This window comes from Neoroseomonas eburnea (assembly GCF_018129005.1).
Classification (GTDB): Bacteria; Pseudomonadota; Alphaproteobacteria; order Acetobacterales; family Acetobacteraceae; genus Neoroseomonas; species Neoroseomonas eburnea.
This window is the reverse complement of sequence record NZ_JAAEDL010000007.1, coordinates 75,232-90,937: the sequence shown is the minus strand read 5'-3', so window position 1 is coordinate 90,937 and position 15,706 is coordinate 75,232. Positions and strand designations below refer to the sequence as shown.

15 protein-coding genes are annotated in these 15,706 nt (G+C 72.4%); 6 read left to right on the top strand and 9 right to left on the bottom strand.

All coding sequences use genetic code 11. From position 1 onward, the window contains the following. Positions 1-112: 112 nt before the first annotated feature. Entirely contained in the window at positions 113-886 is a 774-nt protein-coding gene (locus GXW74_RS09050) for a DUF2189 domain-containing protein (RefSeq protein ID WP_246523108.1), read from the top strand. Between the two features lie 355 nt (positions 887-1,241). On the opposite strand, the gene GXW74_RS09045 is transcribed toward GXW74_RS09050, so the two are convergent. Beyond that, the gene (locus tag GXW74_RS09045) at positions 1,242-1,979 is read right to left on the bottom strand and encodes an urease accessory protein UreH domain-containing protein (protein ID WP_211846168.1); all 738 of its coding nucleotides are present in this window, start codon (positions 1,977-1,979) and stop codon (positions 1,242-1,244) included. Positions 1,980-2,067: 88 nt separating this feature from the next. Between GXW74_RS09045 and pdxA the strand changes: the two genes are divergently transcribed. From pdxA to GXW74_RS09025, 4 genes are all read left to right on the top strand, one after another. Then, positions 2,068-3,039 carry a 4-hydroxythreonine-4-phosphate dehydrogenase PdxA gene (pdxA, locus tag GXW74_RS09040; RefSeq protein WP_211846167.1) on the top strand — a complete coding sequence of 324 codons (972 nt, stop codon included), beginning with the start codon at positions 2,068-2,070 and terminating at the stop codon, positions 3,037-3,039. Further along, positions 3,036-3,767 carry a pyridoxine 5'-phosphate synthase gene (locus GXW74_RS09035; protein WP_211846166.1) on the top strand — a complete coding sequence of 244 codons (732 nt, stop codon included), beginning with the start codon at positions 3,036-3,038 and terminating at the stop codon, positions 3,765-3,767. The genes pdxA and GXW74_RS09035 overlap by 4 nt, the downstream gene beginning before the upstream one ends. Before the next feature lie 385 nt (positions 3,768-4,152). Beyond that, positions 4,153-4,956: an alpha/beta fold hydrolase gene (locus GXW74_RS09030; RefSeq protein WP_211846165.1), complete on the top strand. Its 804-nt coding sequence runs from the start codon at positions 4,153-4,155 to the stop codon at positions 4,954-4,956. Between the two features lie 261 nt (positions 4,957-5,217). Further along, positions 5,218-5,697 (top strand): GNAT family N-acetyltransferase, encoded by a 480-nt coding sequence (locus GXW74_RS09025; RefSeq protein ID WP_211846164.1) that lies wholly within the window; start codon positions 5,218-5,220, stop codon positions 5,695-5,697. Positions 5,698-5,878: 181 nt separating this feature from the next. Here the strand turns inward: GXW74_RS09025 and GXW74_RS09020 are convergent, their stop codons facing one another. From GXW74_RS09020 to GXW74_RS09005, 4 genes are all read right to left on the bottom strand, one after another. Further along, positions 5,879-7,633, bottom strand: coding sequence for an ABC transporter transmembrane domain-containing protein (locus GXW74_RS09020; RefSeq protein ID WP_211846163.1), 1,755 nt, complete (start codon positions 7,631-7,633; stop codon positions 5,879-5,881). A gap of 294 nt (positions 7,634-7,927) precedes the next feature. After that, positions 7,928-8,656 (bottom strand): SDR family NAD(P)-dependent oxidoreductase, encoded by a 729-nt coding sequence (locus GXW74_RS09015; protein ID WP_338148189.1) that lies wholly within the window; start codon positions 8,654-8,656, stop codon positions 7,928-7,930. Positions 8,657-9,065: 409 nt separating this feature from the next. After that, entirely contained in the window at positions 9,066-9,416 is a 351-nt protein-coding gene (locus GXW74_RS09010; RefSeq protein WP_211846161.1) for a hypothetical protein, read from the bottom strand. Between the two features lie 194 nt (positions 9,417-9,610). Then, the gene (locus GXW74_RS09005; protein WP_211846160.1) at positions 9,611-10,594 is read right to left on the bottom strand and encodes a Bug family tripartite tricarboxylate transporter substrate binding protein; all 984 of its coding nucleotides are present in this window, start codon (positions 10,592-10,594) and stop codon (positions 9,611-9,613) included. A gap of 248 nt (positions 10,595-10,842) precedes the next feature. On the opposite strand from GXW74_RS09005, the gene GXW74_RS09000 reads away from it, so the two are divergent. After that, positions 10,843-11,745 (top strand): lytic transglycosylase domain-containing protein, encoded by a 903-nt coding sequence (locus GXW74_RS09000; RefSeq protein ID WP_211846159.1) that lies wholly within the window; start codon positions 10,843-10,845, stop codon positions 11,743-11,745. A 79-nt stretch (positions 11,746-11,824) separates the two neighbouring features. On the opposite strand, the gene GXW74_RS08995 is transcribed toward GXW74_RS09000, so the two are convergent. The 4 genes from GXW74_RS08995 to GXW74_RS08980 are packed head-to-tail and all read right to left on the bottom strand — an operon-like array spanning position 11,825 to position 15,704. Further along, positions 11,825-13,012: a glycosyltransferase family 87 protein gene (locus tag GXW74_RS08995; RefSeq protein WP_211846158.1), complete on the bottom strand. Its 1,188-nt coding sequence runs from the start codon at positions 13,010-13,012 to the stop codon at positions 11,825-11,827. A gap of 19 nt (positions 13,013-13,031) precedes the next feature. Beyond that, positions 13,032-13,787: a tetratricopeptide repeat protein gene (locus GXW74_RS08990; protein ID WP_211846157.1), complete on the bottom strand. Its 756-nt coding sequence runs from the start codon at positions 13,785-13,787 to the stop codon at positions 13,032-13,034. Continuing rightward, on the bottom strand, positions 13,784-14,743 hold the full coding sequence (locus GXW74_RS08985; protein WP_211846156.1) for a type II secretion system F family protein: 960 nt from the start codon (positions 14,741-14,743) through the stop codon (positions 13,784-13,786). Before GXW74_RS08985 ends, GXW74_RS08990 begins: the two co-directional genes overlap by 4 nt. Before the next feature lie 4 nt (positions 14,744-14,747). Further along, positions 14,748-15,704 (bottom strand): type II secretion system F family protein, encoded by a 957-nt coding sequence (locus GXW74_RS08980; protein ID WP_211846155.1) that lies wholly within the window; start codon positions 15,702-15,704, stop codon positions 14,748-14,750. Positions 15,705-15,706 lie beyond the last annotated feature (2 nt).

Genomic DNA, 15,706 nt, shown 5'->3' with positions numbered 1-15,706 from the left:
GCCCCGCCCCCATGGCGCGTCCTTGATCCGAATCAATTCCCCCGCACCGCAGCATCCTAAGGTGCAACATTGTCACGGCGCAGCTACACTGTTTGCGGAGGGAACAATGGCCATGACCAGCGAAGTGGAGTCCGCGCCCCGCACCGTCGTCGTCCGGACGGTGGCGCCCGATCGGCCCTGGGCCTGGCTGACCGCCGGCTGGCGGGACCTGATGGCCAATCCGCAGATCGGCTTCTTCTACGGCGCCGCGCTGACGGTCGCGGGCTGGCTGCTCGCCCTGCTGCTGCTCTGGGCGCGCAGCGCCTGGGCGATCCTGCCCGCCTCGGCAGGCTTCTTCATCGTCGCCCCCCTGCTGGCGGCCGGCCTCTACGAGGCGTCCCGCCTGCGGGAGCAGGGCAAGCCCGTCAGCTTCGCCGCCTGCATGAAGGGCTTCACCCGCAATGGCGGGCAGCTCGCCTTCATGGGCGTGGTGCTGCTGATCCTCCACCTGTTCTGGGTGCGCGTCGCGGCGCTGATCTTCATGCTGATGTTCGGCATCAACTTCGCGCCCGCGCTCGAGGACATTCCGCTGGCCATGCTGCGCTCGCCGATGCTGCTGCCCTTCCTGATCGTCGGCACCGGCGCGGGCGCCATCCTGGCGGCGACCGCCTTCGCGATCTCGGCCGTGTCGATCCCGATGCTGGTGGACCGCGACGTCTCGGCGATCGAGGCGGTGATCGTCTCGTTGCGCGCCGTCATCGCCAACCCTGGCGCCATGGTGTTCTGGGCGGGGCTGATCGTGGTCTTCACGGCGATGGCGATGGTGCCGTTCTTCCTCGGCCTGGCGCTGGTCATCCCGCTGGTCGGACATGCCACCTGGCATGCCTACCGGGATCTGGTTGACTGACCCTCGGGCGCCGGCGCGCACATCCGCGCGCCCGGCAGCATCACACCGGCGGCGGCCGAAGGTCGGCGCAGGGTGGCATTCGCGAATGCCCCTCGCTGCCATGCCTCGGACCGCAGGCCGAACGCCTCTCCCCGCCCCCGCCCCGGCTCGCCTTCGCACCGGCAGGCAGCAACCGCGCCGGCTTTCGCCCTCGCGACATCATCGTCGCGTCGGGCGCTTCCGTCGCGCGGGATGCCACCCGGCGCCCCAATCCGATCCCGGCGGACTTCGCTGTCCGGCCCCCGGCCCTTGCCTTCGGTGGCCTGCCGATGCGTCTCGCCCGTGGTGGAGCACCACCAGCTTCGCGGGCAGGACGTTACGCCGCCACCCGCACCGCCATCGCCGCAAGCATCGCGCCGTTGAGCGCGAACAGCGCCGCGCCCGCGACCCGCATCCCGGGCCCGGCGCGGCGGCCGAAGAAGCGCCCGAGCAGCGCGACACCGACCAGCGCCGGCACCGTCCCGGCGACGAAGGCCACCATCGCCAGCGCGCCGCCAAGCGCCGAGCCGGTCGCCGCCGCCCCCGCCAGCGCGCCGTAGAGCAGGCCGCAGGGCAGCGCGGACAGCATCAGCCCCAGCGCCACCCCCCGCAGCCCCGTCGGTGCGGCCAGCAAGGCGCCGAGCCGCCTCTCCAGCCCGCCGGGCAGGCGCGGCGCCGGCAGCCGCGGCAGCAGCGCCGCGACGCGTGCCGAGGCCTGCGCGAACATCAGCAGCGCCGCCAGCGCCAGCAGCGCCGCCAGCAGGAAGCGGAAGCCCGTCCCCAGCGCGACGACCCCGGCGAAGCCGCCGGCCGCCGCACCCAGCGCGCCGTAGCCGAGCATCCGCCCGAGGTGATACGGCAGCAGCGCCGCACCCGACAGCCTCGCCAGCAGCCCGCCACCGGCCGCCCGGTCGGCCACCGCCGTCGCCTGGGCGATGACGAAGGGGCCGCACATGCCGGCGCAGTGCGTCGCGCCGCCGGCGAGCCCGGCCAGGAACAACGCCGTCATCACCGCCGGCACGCCGCCTGGGCCAAGGGCCGTCAGGTCATGCAGGCAATTCGCCAGGAATTCCATCGCTGCCTTCTAGCATGCGCGGAGCGAATCGCCTTGCGCGGCCGCAAGCCCTCGCCAGGACGGGCGGCAGCGACTACACGCGAAGGCCATGCGCCCCCTCGCCCTCACCATGGGAGAACCCGCCGGCATCGGCGCGGAAATCTCCGCCGGCGCCTGGTCCGCCCTGCGCGCCACCGGCCCGGCCTTCTTCCTGATCGACGACGCGACGCGCGGCTTCGCCGTGCCGGTGCGCGCCATCGCCGGCCCGGAAGAAGCGGCCGCCGTCTTCCCCGATGCGCTGCCGGTCCTGCACCGCCCCCTGGCGGCGAAGCCCGTGGCGGGGCAGCCGGATGCCGCCAACGCACCCGCCGTCGTCGCCGCCATCACCGAGGCGGTCGAGCTCGCCAAGGCCGGCCGCGTCGCCGGCGTGGTGACCAACCCGATCCACAAGGCGACGCTGACCGAGGCGGGCTTCCGGCATCCGGGCCACACCGAATACCTCGGCGAGATCGCCGGCACCGGCGTGCCGCCGGTGATGATGCTCGCCTCGGCGGAGCTGCGCGTGGTGCCGGTGACGGTGCACGAGGCGCTGGCCAAGGCCATCGCCCGCCTGACCCCGGAGCTGATCGCCGGGACCGCCCGCATCACCGCCCGCGCATTGCGGGAGGAATTCGGCATCGCCGCGCCGCGTCTCGCCGTCGCGGGGCTCAACCCGCATGCGGGCGAGGCCGGCACGATGGGCCGCGAGGATATCGAGATCGTCGCCCCCGCCGTCGCGCTGCTGCGCGCGGAGGGGATCGACGCCCGCGGGCCGGTGCCGCCGGACTCGATGTTCACCGCGCTGGCCAGGCCGGGATACGACGCGGCGATCTGCCTCTACCACGACCAGGCGCTGATCCCGATCAAGACCCTCGACATGGCGGGCGGGGTGAACGTGACGCTCGGGCTGTCCATCGTGCGGACCAGCCCGGACCATGGCACGGCGCTCGACATCGCCGGCACGGGACGGGCCGATCCGTCCTCGCTCATCGCCGCGATCCGCCTCGCGGCGGAACTCGCTGCCGCACGGGGAACCGCATGACGCCTCTCGATTTCTCGGTGAACGTCGACCACGTGGCGACGCTGCGCAACGCGCGCGGCGGCAGCTTCCCCTGCCCGGTCGAGGCCGCGCGCATCGTCGTCGCGGCCGGCGCGGACGGCGTGACCATGCATCTGCGCGAGGATCGCCGCCACATCCGCGACCGCGACGTCGAGCGTGTGCGCGCCGAGATCCCCGCGCCGCTGAACTTCGAGATGGCCGCGACGGAGGAGATGGTCGCCTTCGCGGAGCGCATCCGCCCGCCCTATTGCTGCCTGGTGCCGGAGAAGCGGGCCGAGCTGACGACCGAAGGCGGGCTCGACGTGCTGCGCGCCGGGCCGTTCCTGGTCGAAGCCATCGCCCGGCTGCGCGCCGCGGATGTGCGCGTCTCCATCTTCGTCGAGGCCGATGCGGCGCAGATCGAGGCCGCGGCGAAGCTCGGCGCCCAGGCGATCGAGTTGCATACCGGCACCTACGCCGAAGGGCCGGTCGAGAGCCGCCCGGCACAGCTCGCCCGGCTCAGGGCCGGCGCCGCGGCGGCGAAGGCGGCCGGGTTGCTCTGCCATGCCGGGCATGGGCTGACCTACGACACGGTCGGCGAGATCGCCCGCTTGCCGGAGGTGACGGAGGTTTCCATCGGCCATTTCCTGATCTCGCAGAGCGTCTTCGAGGGGCTGCCCGCGGTGGTGAAACGCTTCCGCGGGTTGATCGAGGAGGCTCGCAGAGGCTGAGAGCCCGCTTGGAAACGCGCCGCGCGGCGCGTCTCCGGGTCCGGCACCGGGCCGGCGTGGCGGGTGGCACCGCCACACCGCTATGCATGAGGGTCCGATCCCGGACCGTGCCGAGCGGTCGCGGCCGTGCGCTCCAATGCTGCGCTGCCCCGGGGCAGACAGGTCGACATGACGCCGGAGCCGTCGCATTGACGTCCTGCCGAGGATGCTTCATGGCGGCGCCGGCAGCCTCGCCTCCCATCTCGCGGCGGAGGCATACCGATGGTGGCCGAGGTGCAAGGCTGGACGGCAGCGTAGGCCGTGGGCGGCGGCCGGCGGCCTTCACGCGCGCCACGCACCGTGTCTCCATGGAGGCAAGAAACCCGTCCCCCGTGGAGGAATCCGCATGCCCAGCCTGAGCGTCGACGGCTACCCGCTCTCCTACGCCGAGGCCGGCTCCGGCCCGCCGGTGGTGATGATCCACGGCACCCTCGGCGACCAGCGGTCCTGGTCGGCGCAGATGGTGCCCTTCGGGGACCGCTACCATGCCATGGCACTCAGCATGCGCCATTGCTGGCCCGGCAGGTGGGAGGACGGCGGCGACTTCACCATCGCCCGCCATACCGCCGACGTCGCCGGCTTCATCAAGGCGCTCGGCGCCGGCAAGGTCCGGCTGGTCGGCCATTCGCGCGGCGGGCACATCGCCTTCCGCGTCGCGCAGCACCATCCCGATCTGCTCGCCGCACTGGTGCTGGTCGAACCGGGTGGCGAGCTGGATGCCAGCCTCGGCGGCGCGCCGCCAGCGGGCAAGCAGGCCTCGGCCTTCGGCAAGGCCGCCGCGCTGATCGCCGAGGGCAAGGTCGAGGAAGGCCTCACCGTCGTTGCCGAGCACACCGGCGGCCCCGGCGCCTGGCAGAAGCGCTCCGAGGCGCGCAAGACCGTGAACCGCGACAATGCCACCACGCTGCTCGGCCAGATCAACGAGCAGCGCAAGCCCTATGCGAAGGCGGAGGCGATGGCGATCCGCACGCCGACCCTGCTGATCGGCGGCGACCAGTCCCAGCCGCAGTTCGGGCGCATCCTGGATGCGCTGGAGGGCACCATCCCGCGCGCGACGCGCGTGACCATCCCGAAGGCGGCCCACAGCGTGCAGGCGGACAATCCGCCGGCGTTCAACGAAGCGGTGCTCGCCTTCCTCGCAGGCGTGTGACGCAAAGGGCGACACCCGCCGCGGGGCGCGGACGGATTGACGGCCGCGCCCATCGTCCCGAACATGCGCGCATGCTCCCGCGCCACCCGGCCCCGGCCCAGCGACGTCGCCGTTGCATGACGGTGCGGGGCCGCGCGTCGAATCCGAAGCCGCGAGGAGCACGCGGAGGCTAGCCCTCCCGATTTCCCTCCCGGTTCTCCGGCACCCCGCCCACCATACGGTCGGCGGGTTTTTTTTGCGTCCAGTCCGCAGGAACCTCCGATGACACAGGACCTTCCGATGGAATTCCGTCTCGCCGCGCCGGCCGATGCCGGCGAGATCCGTGACATCGTGCGCGCCGCCTATGCGCGATGGGTCCCCGTCATCGGCCGCGAGCCCCGCCCGATGGTCGCCGACTACGCCCGGGCGCTGCGCGAGCATCGCTTCGACCTGCTGCAAGGCGGCCCGCGCATCCTCGGCCTGATCGAGACGATGCTGCGCGCGGACCACCTCTGGATCGAGAACATCGCCGTGCGGCCGGAGGAACAGGGCAAGGGCCTCGGCCGACGCCTGCTGGCGCGTGCCGAACATCTGGCGCGCGAGGCCGGGCGCGGCGAGCTGCGCCTGCTCACCAATGCGGACTTCAAGGACAATGTCGCCCTCTACGAGAGGACCGGCTACGTCATCACCGCCCGAGAGCCGTTCATGGGCGGCACGACCGTCTTCATGCGGAAGAAGCTTGGCGACAGGCGAAGCCGGTAGCCTCGCGGCGGGCTGGTTCGCACCAGCCGCACGAGTTCCTGCCTCGTGCCGAGGCCGCGACGGGCACCCGGAATGCGGCCCGCCGGTCGTCCGGCGAAGCCAAGCAAACCGGAGGTTTGCGCCGGGTGCCTGAGGGCACGAAACGGCCGATACCAGCGGTCGCGCATAGCGGCCGTTGGTATCAGGCGTCGGTGAACTGCAGCGCCGCCAGCCGCGCATAGAGCCCGCCCTCCGCCAGCAGTGCCTCATGCGTGCCGGTCGCGACGATGCACCCGGCCTCCATCACCACGATGCGGTCGGCTTCGCGCACGGTCGCCAGGCGGTGCGCCACCACGATCGTCGTGCGTCCCTTCGACAGCCGCGCCAGGGCCTGCTGCACCGCATGCTCGCTCTCGGCATCGAGCGCGCTGGTCGCCTCATCCAACAGCAGCACGGGCGGGTCGCGCAGGATCGCCCGCGCGATGGCGATGCGCTGCCGCTGGCCGCCGGAGAGCGTCACGCCGCGCGCGCCGAGATGCGTGGCGTATCCCTCCGGCAGCGCCTCGATGAAACCGTCGGCGGAGGCGGCTTCGGCCGCCGCGCGCACCTCGGCATCCGAGGCGTCCGGCCGTCCGTAGCGGATGTTGTCGGCGACCGAGGCGCTGAAGATCGACGGGTCCTGCGGCACCAGGCCGATGCGGCGCCGGACCTCCTCCGGCGCGGCGCGCGCGATATCAACACCATCGAGCAGGATCGCGCCCTGCTGCGGGTCGTAGAAGCGCAGCAGCAGCGCGAGCACGGTGGTCTTGCCCGCGCCGGACGGCCCGACCAGCGCCACCGTCTCTCCCGGCGCGACCTCCAGGCTGAAGGCGTCGAGCGCCTTCGCCTCGGGCCGCGATGGGTAGCGGAAGGTCACGTCGCGGAAGGCGACGCGCCCCTGCGGCACAGGCAGCGGCACGGGCGAGGCTGGCGCCGCGATGGCAGGCCGCTCGGCCAGCACCTCCGCCAGCCGGTCGGCGGCCGCGGCGGCGCGCTGGATCTCGCCCCACAGTTCGCTGACCGTGGCGCCGGCACTCGCCAGCAGCACGGCGTAGAAGACGAAGGCGGTGAGGTCGCCGCCGCTCATCCGCCCCGCGATCACGTCCTGCCCGCCGACCCAGAGGGCGAAGGTGATGGCGCCGAAGCCCAGCAGGATGACGGTCAGGATCAGCAGCGTGCGCGTCAGCACGCGGCGCAGCGCGGCCTGCACGGAGCGTTCGGATTCGGCACCGTAGCGCGCGCGTTCCGCGGCCTCGTGGGTGAAGGCCTGGACGGTGCGCATGCCGTTGATGGCTTCCTCGGCGGTCGCGGCAAGGTCCGCCACGCGTTCCTGCGCGGCGCGCGAGAGGCGCCGCTCCCGCCGCCCGAAGGCGATCATCGGCACCAGCACCACCGGCACCACCACCGCCATCAGCCCGGCGAGCTTCGCGCTGGTCAGCACCAGCATGGCGAAGGCGCCGATGCCGGTCAGCGCATTGCGCAGCCCCATGGAGATGGCCGAGCCGATGAGCGACTGCAGCAACGCGACATCGGCGGTCAGCCGCGACATCAGGTCGCCGGTGCGCGCGGTTTCGTAGAAGCGGGCGTCGAGCCGCGTCAGGTGGTCGAAGACCGCGCGTCGCAGATCGGCCGCGACGCGTTCCCCGAGCCAGGTGACCAGGTAGTAGCGGAAGGAGGTTGCGACCCCGAGCGCGGCGACGATGCCGGCCATGACGATGGCCGCCCGATTGAGCGCCTCGCCACCACCGCGGAAGCCGTCGTCGATGATATGCCGCAGCCCCTGCCCGACCGCGAGCGTCAGCCCGGCTGCGGCGAGCAGCGCCACCGCGGCGCCGAGCGCACGCGGCAGGTAGGGCCGCAGGAACGGCAGCAGCAGCCGCAGCGATGCAACGCCACGCCCCCGGCCGCTACCCGACACGGGCGGTCATCCCGACGCGCAGCGAAGCCCGCGGATCGTGCGCAGCACGATCCGGGAGCGCACGGCGCGACCGCGCGCGACCGTCAGCCGCCATCGGCGCGCCCGGGATGCGCGAAGGCAAGCGGCCCGGATGGGCCGCGCCCGCCGTCTGAGGGCGCGAAAACCTCGGATCGTGCGCAGCACGATCCGGGAGCGCACGGCGCGACCGCGCGCGAGCTTCAGCCGCCATCGGCGCGCCCGGGATGCGCGAAGGCAAGCGGCCCGGATGGGCCGCGCCCGCCGTCTGAGGGCATTCTAAACGTGCTGCCCGCCGTTGATGTGGAGCTCGGCGCCGTTCACGTAGGACGACGCCTCGGTGCAGAGGAAGTAGATCGCCTGCGCCACTTCCTCCGGCCGGCCGAGGCGACGCATCGGGATCTGCTCCCGTACGATCTTCTCGGTGCCCGGCGAGAGGATCGAGGTATCGATCTCCCCGGGGCTGATCGCGTTCACCCGGATGCCGAGCGGCGCGAAGTCGCTCGCCATCTCCCGCGTCAGCCCCGCCAGCGCGGCCTTCGAGGTCGAATAGGCGACCCCCGCGAAGGGATGCACGCGGCTGCCGGCGATCGAGGTGACGTTCACCACCGACCCCTTCGCCTTCTGCAACTGCCCGACCAAGCCGCGCGCCAGCAACACCGGCGCGAAGAAATTGACACGGAAGACCTTCAGCCAGCCCTCGAGATCCATCTCGAGCGAACCCAGCCGCGACCCGTCCGGCCCCTTCGGCGAAATCGCCGCGTTGTTCACCAGCGCGTCCAGCCGGCCTTCGTCGGGCTCCAGGCGCGCGGCGATCTCCGCCACCGCCTCCTCGGTCGCTGCGGGGTCCGTGAGGTCGAGCTGGATATGGTCCTCGGGCCCCATTTCCCAGGGGCATTGCTCCGGGAAGGGATGGCGGGAGACGGTGATGACGCGCCAACCCGCGGCCGAGAATCGCTTCACCGTCGCGTGGCCGATGCCGCGGGACGCGCCCGTCAGCAGCAGCACACGACGCGGTCCGTTGGAGGCCCTGCCTCGGCTCGCGCCGCTCGTCGCCATCTGCCTACCCCGTGCTGTCGATGCAGGGTGGATATAGCCCGGATGGCGGGCGCGAACACCCGGCGCCCCGGCGCCGGGCCGTCATGTCAGGCGGGTCATGCCGACGAGCGAGGCTGATGGTGTCATCGGCCAGATTCAGCGGCGAGGTGCGCGGCGCTGGCGGGGCGGCCGCGCGCAGGACCATCGCCCCGACATCAGGTCAGCCGAAGGACAGGCCGGAATCGGCGAGCATCCGCGAATGTTGGCTCCGGCCCGCATCCGGCCGCCCAAAAAGGACATCGGCCGTGAGTGGCCGGCCGGGGTCGCCTTCGCAGGCCGACCCGGGAATGCGCCGTCCGGCGCCTTCCCAATCGGTCGCTCAGGCCGCCAGGCGGTGCGGCGCGGTCGAACCGGCGAAGGCCGCGGCCCAGGCCGGGGCCGCGCGCAGAAGGCGGTCGAGAGCGGACTCCGGCAGCGTCTCGGCGTATTCGACGGCGGTCACCGCGGTCGCATCCCAATGGCGGGCAATCTCGGTCACCGCCTGGACGGAGGGATCGGACACCGGCGGCAGGCGAAGGCCGCCGGCAGCGGCGAGTTCGGCGGCGCGGCGCGCCATCACGATCACCCGGGCCGCCTGCTCGAGACGGATGCGCTCGGCAAGGCCGCCTTCGGCCATCTCGGCCAGGGCGCGGGCCAGGGCTGCGGTCTGCGTGCGCTTGGAAGTGGTCATCTGGGTCCCCTTTCGGACATCGCGCGCGGCCTCCCCTTTCTGCGCGCGATCTGATTTTTGGGGTCACAGGACCGCAACGACAAGGGCAATGGCCGGATCGCCGGCATGATGCATGCGCATGGACCGTCTTGTGCCTGCGCAACAGGCAGGGATGCGAAGGCAGCCCCGCACCGGCGCGGGACTGCCGCTCGCCATCATTCCGGCTCGATGCCCGCGGCGCGCGCCTGCTCGCCCCAGAAGGCGATCTGCTGGCGGATGAAGGTGCCGAATTCGGCCGGGGTGGAGGTGACGCGCTCGATGCCGAACTCGCCCAGCCGCCGCGCCGTCTCGTCGCGGTCCCAGACCTTGCGGATGGCCGCGTTCCAGCCGGCGACCATCTCCTCCGGCATGCGCGCCGGCCCGACCGCACCCATGAAGGAGAGCAGCTCGAAACCCGGCAGGCCGACCTCGGAGAGCGCCGGCCAGTCGGGGAAGAGCGGCGTGCGCCGGGCAGAGGTGATGCCGAGCGGCCGCATCTTGCCCTCGTTGAGGAAGGCGCGGGAGGCCGCGACGTCGGCGAACATGGAGGTCACCCGCCCCGCGATCACGTCCGTCATCGCCGGCGGCGAGGAACGGTAGGGCACGTGGGTCACGTCCACCCCGCCGATGCGGTTCAGCATCGCCGCGCCGACGACGCCCGTGGTGTTGCCCGAGGCGCAGGTCAGGCGCCCGGGCTGTGCCTTCGCCAGGGCCAGGAACTCCTGCATCGTCCGCGCCGGCACCTGCTCGTTCACGGCGAAGACGAAGATGTAGGTGCCCATGCGGCAGAGCGGCGAGAAATCCGCCACCGCGTCGTAGGTCGGCCGCTTCATCAGCGCCGGCGTCGCGCCATGCGGGCTGTTGGTGGTGACCATGATGGTGTGGCCGTCGGGCGCGGCGCGCGCGGCGGCGACGGCGGCGATCGCGCCGTTGGCGCCGGGCTTGTTCTCGACCACCGCCTGGATGCCCCATTCCTGCTCGAGCAGGGAGGCGAGCAGCCGGGACACCGTGTCGGTGCCCGACCCGGCCGCGAAGGGCACGATCACCGTGACGGGCCGGGACGGCTTCCAGGCGCCCTGCGCCCGGACGATGGCCGGCGCGAGCAGCGGCGCGGCGATCAGGGCGCGGCGCGGCACGGCGCTGCGAATCAGCTCGGACATGGTCATTCCTCCGGGACGTGGTTGGCGCCGAGCCTCGCAATCCCGTGCGTGCTTGTCCATCCGGTGGAGCGGCGGTGACCCGTGCGACCGCCGGCGCCGCACGGGGGCTGCCACGCGGCAGCCCGCTCGCGATCGCGCCGCAGGCGGTCCACGCCGCGCGGCAGATCGATCACTTCTGAGACGGCCGCGACGATCTTCAACCCCTGCGTGCTTGACCCGGCACGCGCTGGCAGTCCATGAGCCATGCCATGCCGTCGCAACGACCTGGCGCCTTGAGGCTGCTCGGCCTGATTCTGCCCCTGGCGACCCTGCCGCTCGCCCATGCCGAGGCCAATGCCCCCACCCGCCGGACCGAGGCCTCGCGCCCCGCGGCGACAGCGCCCGCCCGCGCCCGGCCGGTGCGCGAAGTGGCCGCCCGCAGCGCCCCGGCCACGGTGACGGCGCCTCCTTCCAACGACCCCTGGGATGCCTGCGCGCGGGCCATCGCCGCGGCCGAGGCGGGGTCCGGCCTGCCACCGGGGCTGCTCGGCGCCATCGCGCGCGTCGAGACCGGCCGGCGTGCCCCGGGTGGCGGCGTGCAGCCCTGGCCCTGGTCCTACAACGCAGCAGGCGAAGGCCGCTACGCCTCCTCCCGTACCGAGGCGGTGGCCGAGGTCCTGGCCCTGCAGGCGCGCGGTGTGCGTTCGGTCGACATCGGCTGCATGCAGATCAACCTGCTGCACCATCCGGACGCCTTCCCCAGTGTCGAAGCGGGCTTCGAACCGGCGACGAACGTGGCCTATGCGGTGCGCTTCCTGAAGTCCCTGCACGCGCGCACCGGCGACTGGGCGCAGGCGACGGCGCAGTACCATTCGGCCACGCCCGAGCGCGGCCTGATCTATCACCAGCGCGTGATGGCCGCGATGACCGGCCAGGGCTTCGTGCCCGGCCCGGCGCCCGGCGTGATCCCCCTGCCCGGCCCGGCCATGGCGGGACTCTGCGCCTCCGGTCGCGGCGCGGTGCTGCTGCTCGGCGCGCGGGCGCCGACGCTGCAGCCGGTGGTCGCGGTGCCGGCGGTGGAACTGCGCCTGCGCGGGAGGCCGGCCGCCGCTGGCCCGGAGCGGCCACGCATCCTGTGTCTGAGGACATCGAGCCGCGCCGCGCCCGGCTGACGGCAGCACAGCGTTTCGGCGATCAGGCATTGCATCGGCCCACGGGCCTGGCGCGGCCGTCGCCCGCGCATCGGGACCTTTACGCCGAACCTGTTGAAGGCCTCGCCGGCGCAAGCCGCCACGCACGGTCGCGCCGCCAGGCGAGGACCAGGATCAGCAGCCAGGCCGCCGGCCCGACCAAGGGGTGCGGCTGCGCCACCAGCACGGCCGGCCAGGCACAGGCCAGCACGATCAGGGCCCGTTCCGCCGGCATGAATCCGTCGCGCAGCCCGGCCCGGGCCAGGAACAGCGCCGCCATGGCGATCGCCGGCATGTCGTAGCCCCAGACATAGGGGGTGACGAGGAAGGCGCCGGCGATCGCCGCAGCGGCCCGCGCCTCCTCCGGCCCCTCCGGCCGGCGCAGCCAGAGGCGCAGCGTCACGACCGTCGCCGCCAGCGCCACGAGGGCGTGGAGCGCCGCCGCGAGCGCCTCCTGCCCGGTGGCGCGCATGACGAAGGCATGGACGGAGAGGATGCGGGGCGAGACGTCCTGGCCGTTGGCCAGGAGGCGCTCCGCATTGCCGCCGGAGGCCTCGAGGAAGGCGATCCAGGCCTCGGTACCAAAGGCGAGGCAGGCCGCCGCCGCCAGGGCCAGGGCGGTGGCCGCCGCCGCGAGGAAGCTGCGCCACCGCCCGCTCGCCGCGAGCAGGATCGGGAAGAGCAGGCCGAACTGCGGCTTCACCGTCAGCAGGCCGAGCGCGATCCCCGCCGCGACCGGCCGGCGATCGAGCAAAGCGAGGGTCGCGCCGAGCAGCGCCGCCGTGAGCAGACCGTTCTGCCCGACCGAGGCGGTGAACATGACCGGCGGCACGGCCAGTGCCGCGGCGACGGCGGCCGCCCGCGGCAGGATGGCGCGCGCGGCCAACGCGAAGGCCACGCCAGAGGCGAGGATCCAGACGAGCCAGCCGAGCCGGTAGGGCAGTGCCGAGAAGGGCAGGATCGCGAAGAAGAAGGTCGGGGGGTTGAGCCAACCGAGCCTGCCCGGCACCGGCTCGCCGAGGATCCCGGCGTGCGCCGCGTGCAGCACAGCCCAGTCATAAGCGTCGGCGGCCGCCCCCTCTGCCGCCAGACGTCCGGCGGCATGGAATGCCAGGTAGTCAGCGATCGGCGGCGCACCCGCCCGCATGACGATCCCGCCCACGAGCAGCGCGGCGTAGATGATGACCACGAACACGCTGCCGAACAGCAGGCTGCGTCCTGTCAGCCACGCCCCCCCGGACCCGGCCATGACCCGGCGGCAGCGGCCGTCAGCTACGGCCGCCCGCTGGCGTGACCTCGATGACCTGGCGATTCACCCGCAGGCTCTCCGCCACACCGCGCAGGTCGACATCGGCGTCGCCGATCATGGACCGCGCCGCCGCCTCCTGCCCTGTCGCGGCGAGCGCGATGGCGTAGTTCGCCGTCACGCGCTGCGTCGCGTCGGCGCGGCGGGCGAGCGGCTCGAGCACGGCGCGCGCCTCATCCGGACGGCCGTCGAGCAGCAGTGAGAGCCCGAGATTGTTGGCCACGGAAATGGCGTTCGGATCGAGCGCCTGCGCACGGCGATAGGATTCCTGCGCCTCCGGGTGCCGCCCCATGAGGTCGAGCGCCACGCCGCGGCCATCGAGGGCCGGGACGCTGCGGCTGTCGGTTGCGAGCACCCGGTCGAACAGGCTGAGCGCCTCACCCGCCGCCCCGTTGCGCAGCCGCATCCGGCCCAGTTGGACCAGCAGGGCGCGGTCGCCCGGCCGCCGCTGCACCGCGGCCGCCAGGACCTGCTCGGCCTGTGCGTGGTTGCCCGCGCGCACCAGCGCGGCCGCGAAGCGGGTCTGCGCCTCGACGTTGTCTGGATCCCGCGCGGCCGCCGCGCCGTACATGGACAGCGCCACATCCATCTGGCCCGACGATTCCGCCGAGGCGGCGATTCGCATTCGGGAGGCGGCATCGGGATCGCGCAGCCCGTCGCTCGCGCAACCTGCGAGGAGCGCGGCCAGCACCATGATCGGCAGCCGGGAATGCATCATCGTTGGATTCCGGAGAACAGCCCCTTGGAGAGTTCCAGCACGGATGGCCCGACCAACGCAATGAAGACCGCAGGCATGATGAACAGGATCAGCGGGATGACCAGCAGGGCCGGCAGGCGAATCGCCTTTTCCTCGATTCGCAGCATGCGATCGGTGCGCATTTCCGCAGCGAGGGTGCGCAGCGCCTGCGCGAGCGGCGTGCCGTACTTGAGCGTCTGCGACAGAGTGCCGCCGAGTCGCTTGAACCCCTCGAAATCGGTGCGCTGCGCGAATCGCTCCAGCGCCTGCCGCCGGTCCGGCAGCATGCGGAGTTCCTGCACCAGAACGAGGAAGGCGAGCGCGAGCGGCCGGTTGGTGTGCTCGATCTCCCGCGCGACCCGGTCGAGCGCCGTCTCGATGCCGAGCCCCGCCTCGGCCGTCACCACCAGCAGATCGAGAGCGTCCGGCAAACCCTTGCGCAGCGTCTGCTCGTGCTTCCCCTTGAGGTACATGAGGAAGTAGTTCGGCCCGAAGATGCCGAGGAAGATGGCGCCGAAGACGGTGAAGGCGAGTCGCGGCGTGGCGAAGTTGTTCAGGTGGGCGTAGACGAAGGCGATCACCGGCAGGCTGATCAGCAGCACCGCCTTGACGCCGATGAAGGTCGGCACGGCTGCGCGCGGGTTGTACCCGGCCGCGGCGATCGCCATGCGAAAGCCTTCGAGGTCCTTCTCGGAGATGAGCGTGGTGTTGCGCAGCGCCTCGCCGATGCGGCGGAAGGGTGCGGCGGCGGCGCTGATGCCGCCGCGCGGCGCGGCCTCACGCGTGATTTCCGGGCGCAGGATGCCCTGCACACGCATGGAGACGTCCTTGTCCTCCACGCTGCGCGCGAGCAGGATCGCGGCCGAGATCGCCAGCGCCACGGCCGCCGCCACGGCGAGGATCGCGAGCAGCCCGGTGTCGATGCCGAGGGCTTCCATCAGATCAATCCTGGCCGGCGCGCTTGATCATCCAGCGGATGACCAGGAAGCCGAAGATGGAGAAGCCGAGGCCGATCATCGCGAGCTTCTGTCCGGCCGGACTCGAGAATTGCGCGACGTAGAAGGGCTGGATCTGCGACATGGCGAGCGCCGCGAGGTAGGGCAGCACGAGGAGGATGCCCGCCTGCATGCGCGCCTCCGCCGCCAGGGCATTGGCGCGCTTGGCGAGTTCCACGCGCTTGCGCACGATGTCGGCGAGGTTCTCAAGCGTCTCGGCAAGGTTGCCGCCGGTCTGCGACTGCATGCCGAGGGTGACCGCGAGGAAGGAGAATTCCGGCAGTTGGGTCCGCTGGTAGACGCGCATCAGCGCCTGGTCCACGGGCCGGCCGATCGCGACGTCGCCGAGCATGCGGGCAAACTCGTCGCGCAGGGGGGGCGCGAGTTCGGCCGCAACGCTGCGCATCGCCTCGCCCACCGGCAGGCCGGCGCGGATCGCGCGCACCATCAGCCCGATCGCATCGGGGATCTGCCGGAACACCGCGTCGACGTAACGCGCATGCTGGTAGCCGAAGGCGAAGCGGATAAGGCCGAGCCCGAGCAGTATGCCGAGCGGGATCGAGATGTAGACGCCAAAGAAGCGAATGAGGTTGTAGCCCGCGAAGACCCCGATCAGCACCCCCGCCACCACGACGATGGGCCACGGGATCTTCTGTTCCTGCGGCAGGTCGGGATTGAAGCGGAGGAATCGCAGGATGCGTTCGACGAAGGGGCGGCTCTCGTTGGTCTGCAGGCGGATGCTCGGCAGACCTGCCGCTTCCACTTCGCGCAGCGTCGGCGCCCCGGCGGTGGCGATGCGTTCCTTCAGGCGCCGCGCCTGGCCCTGCTTGACCAGCGTGACGAGCGCCGTCAACAGAGCGATCGTCAGGAGCGCGCCGACGCCGAGAAGGATGCGGCGGTCCATCG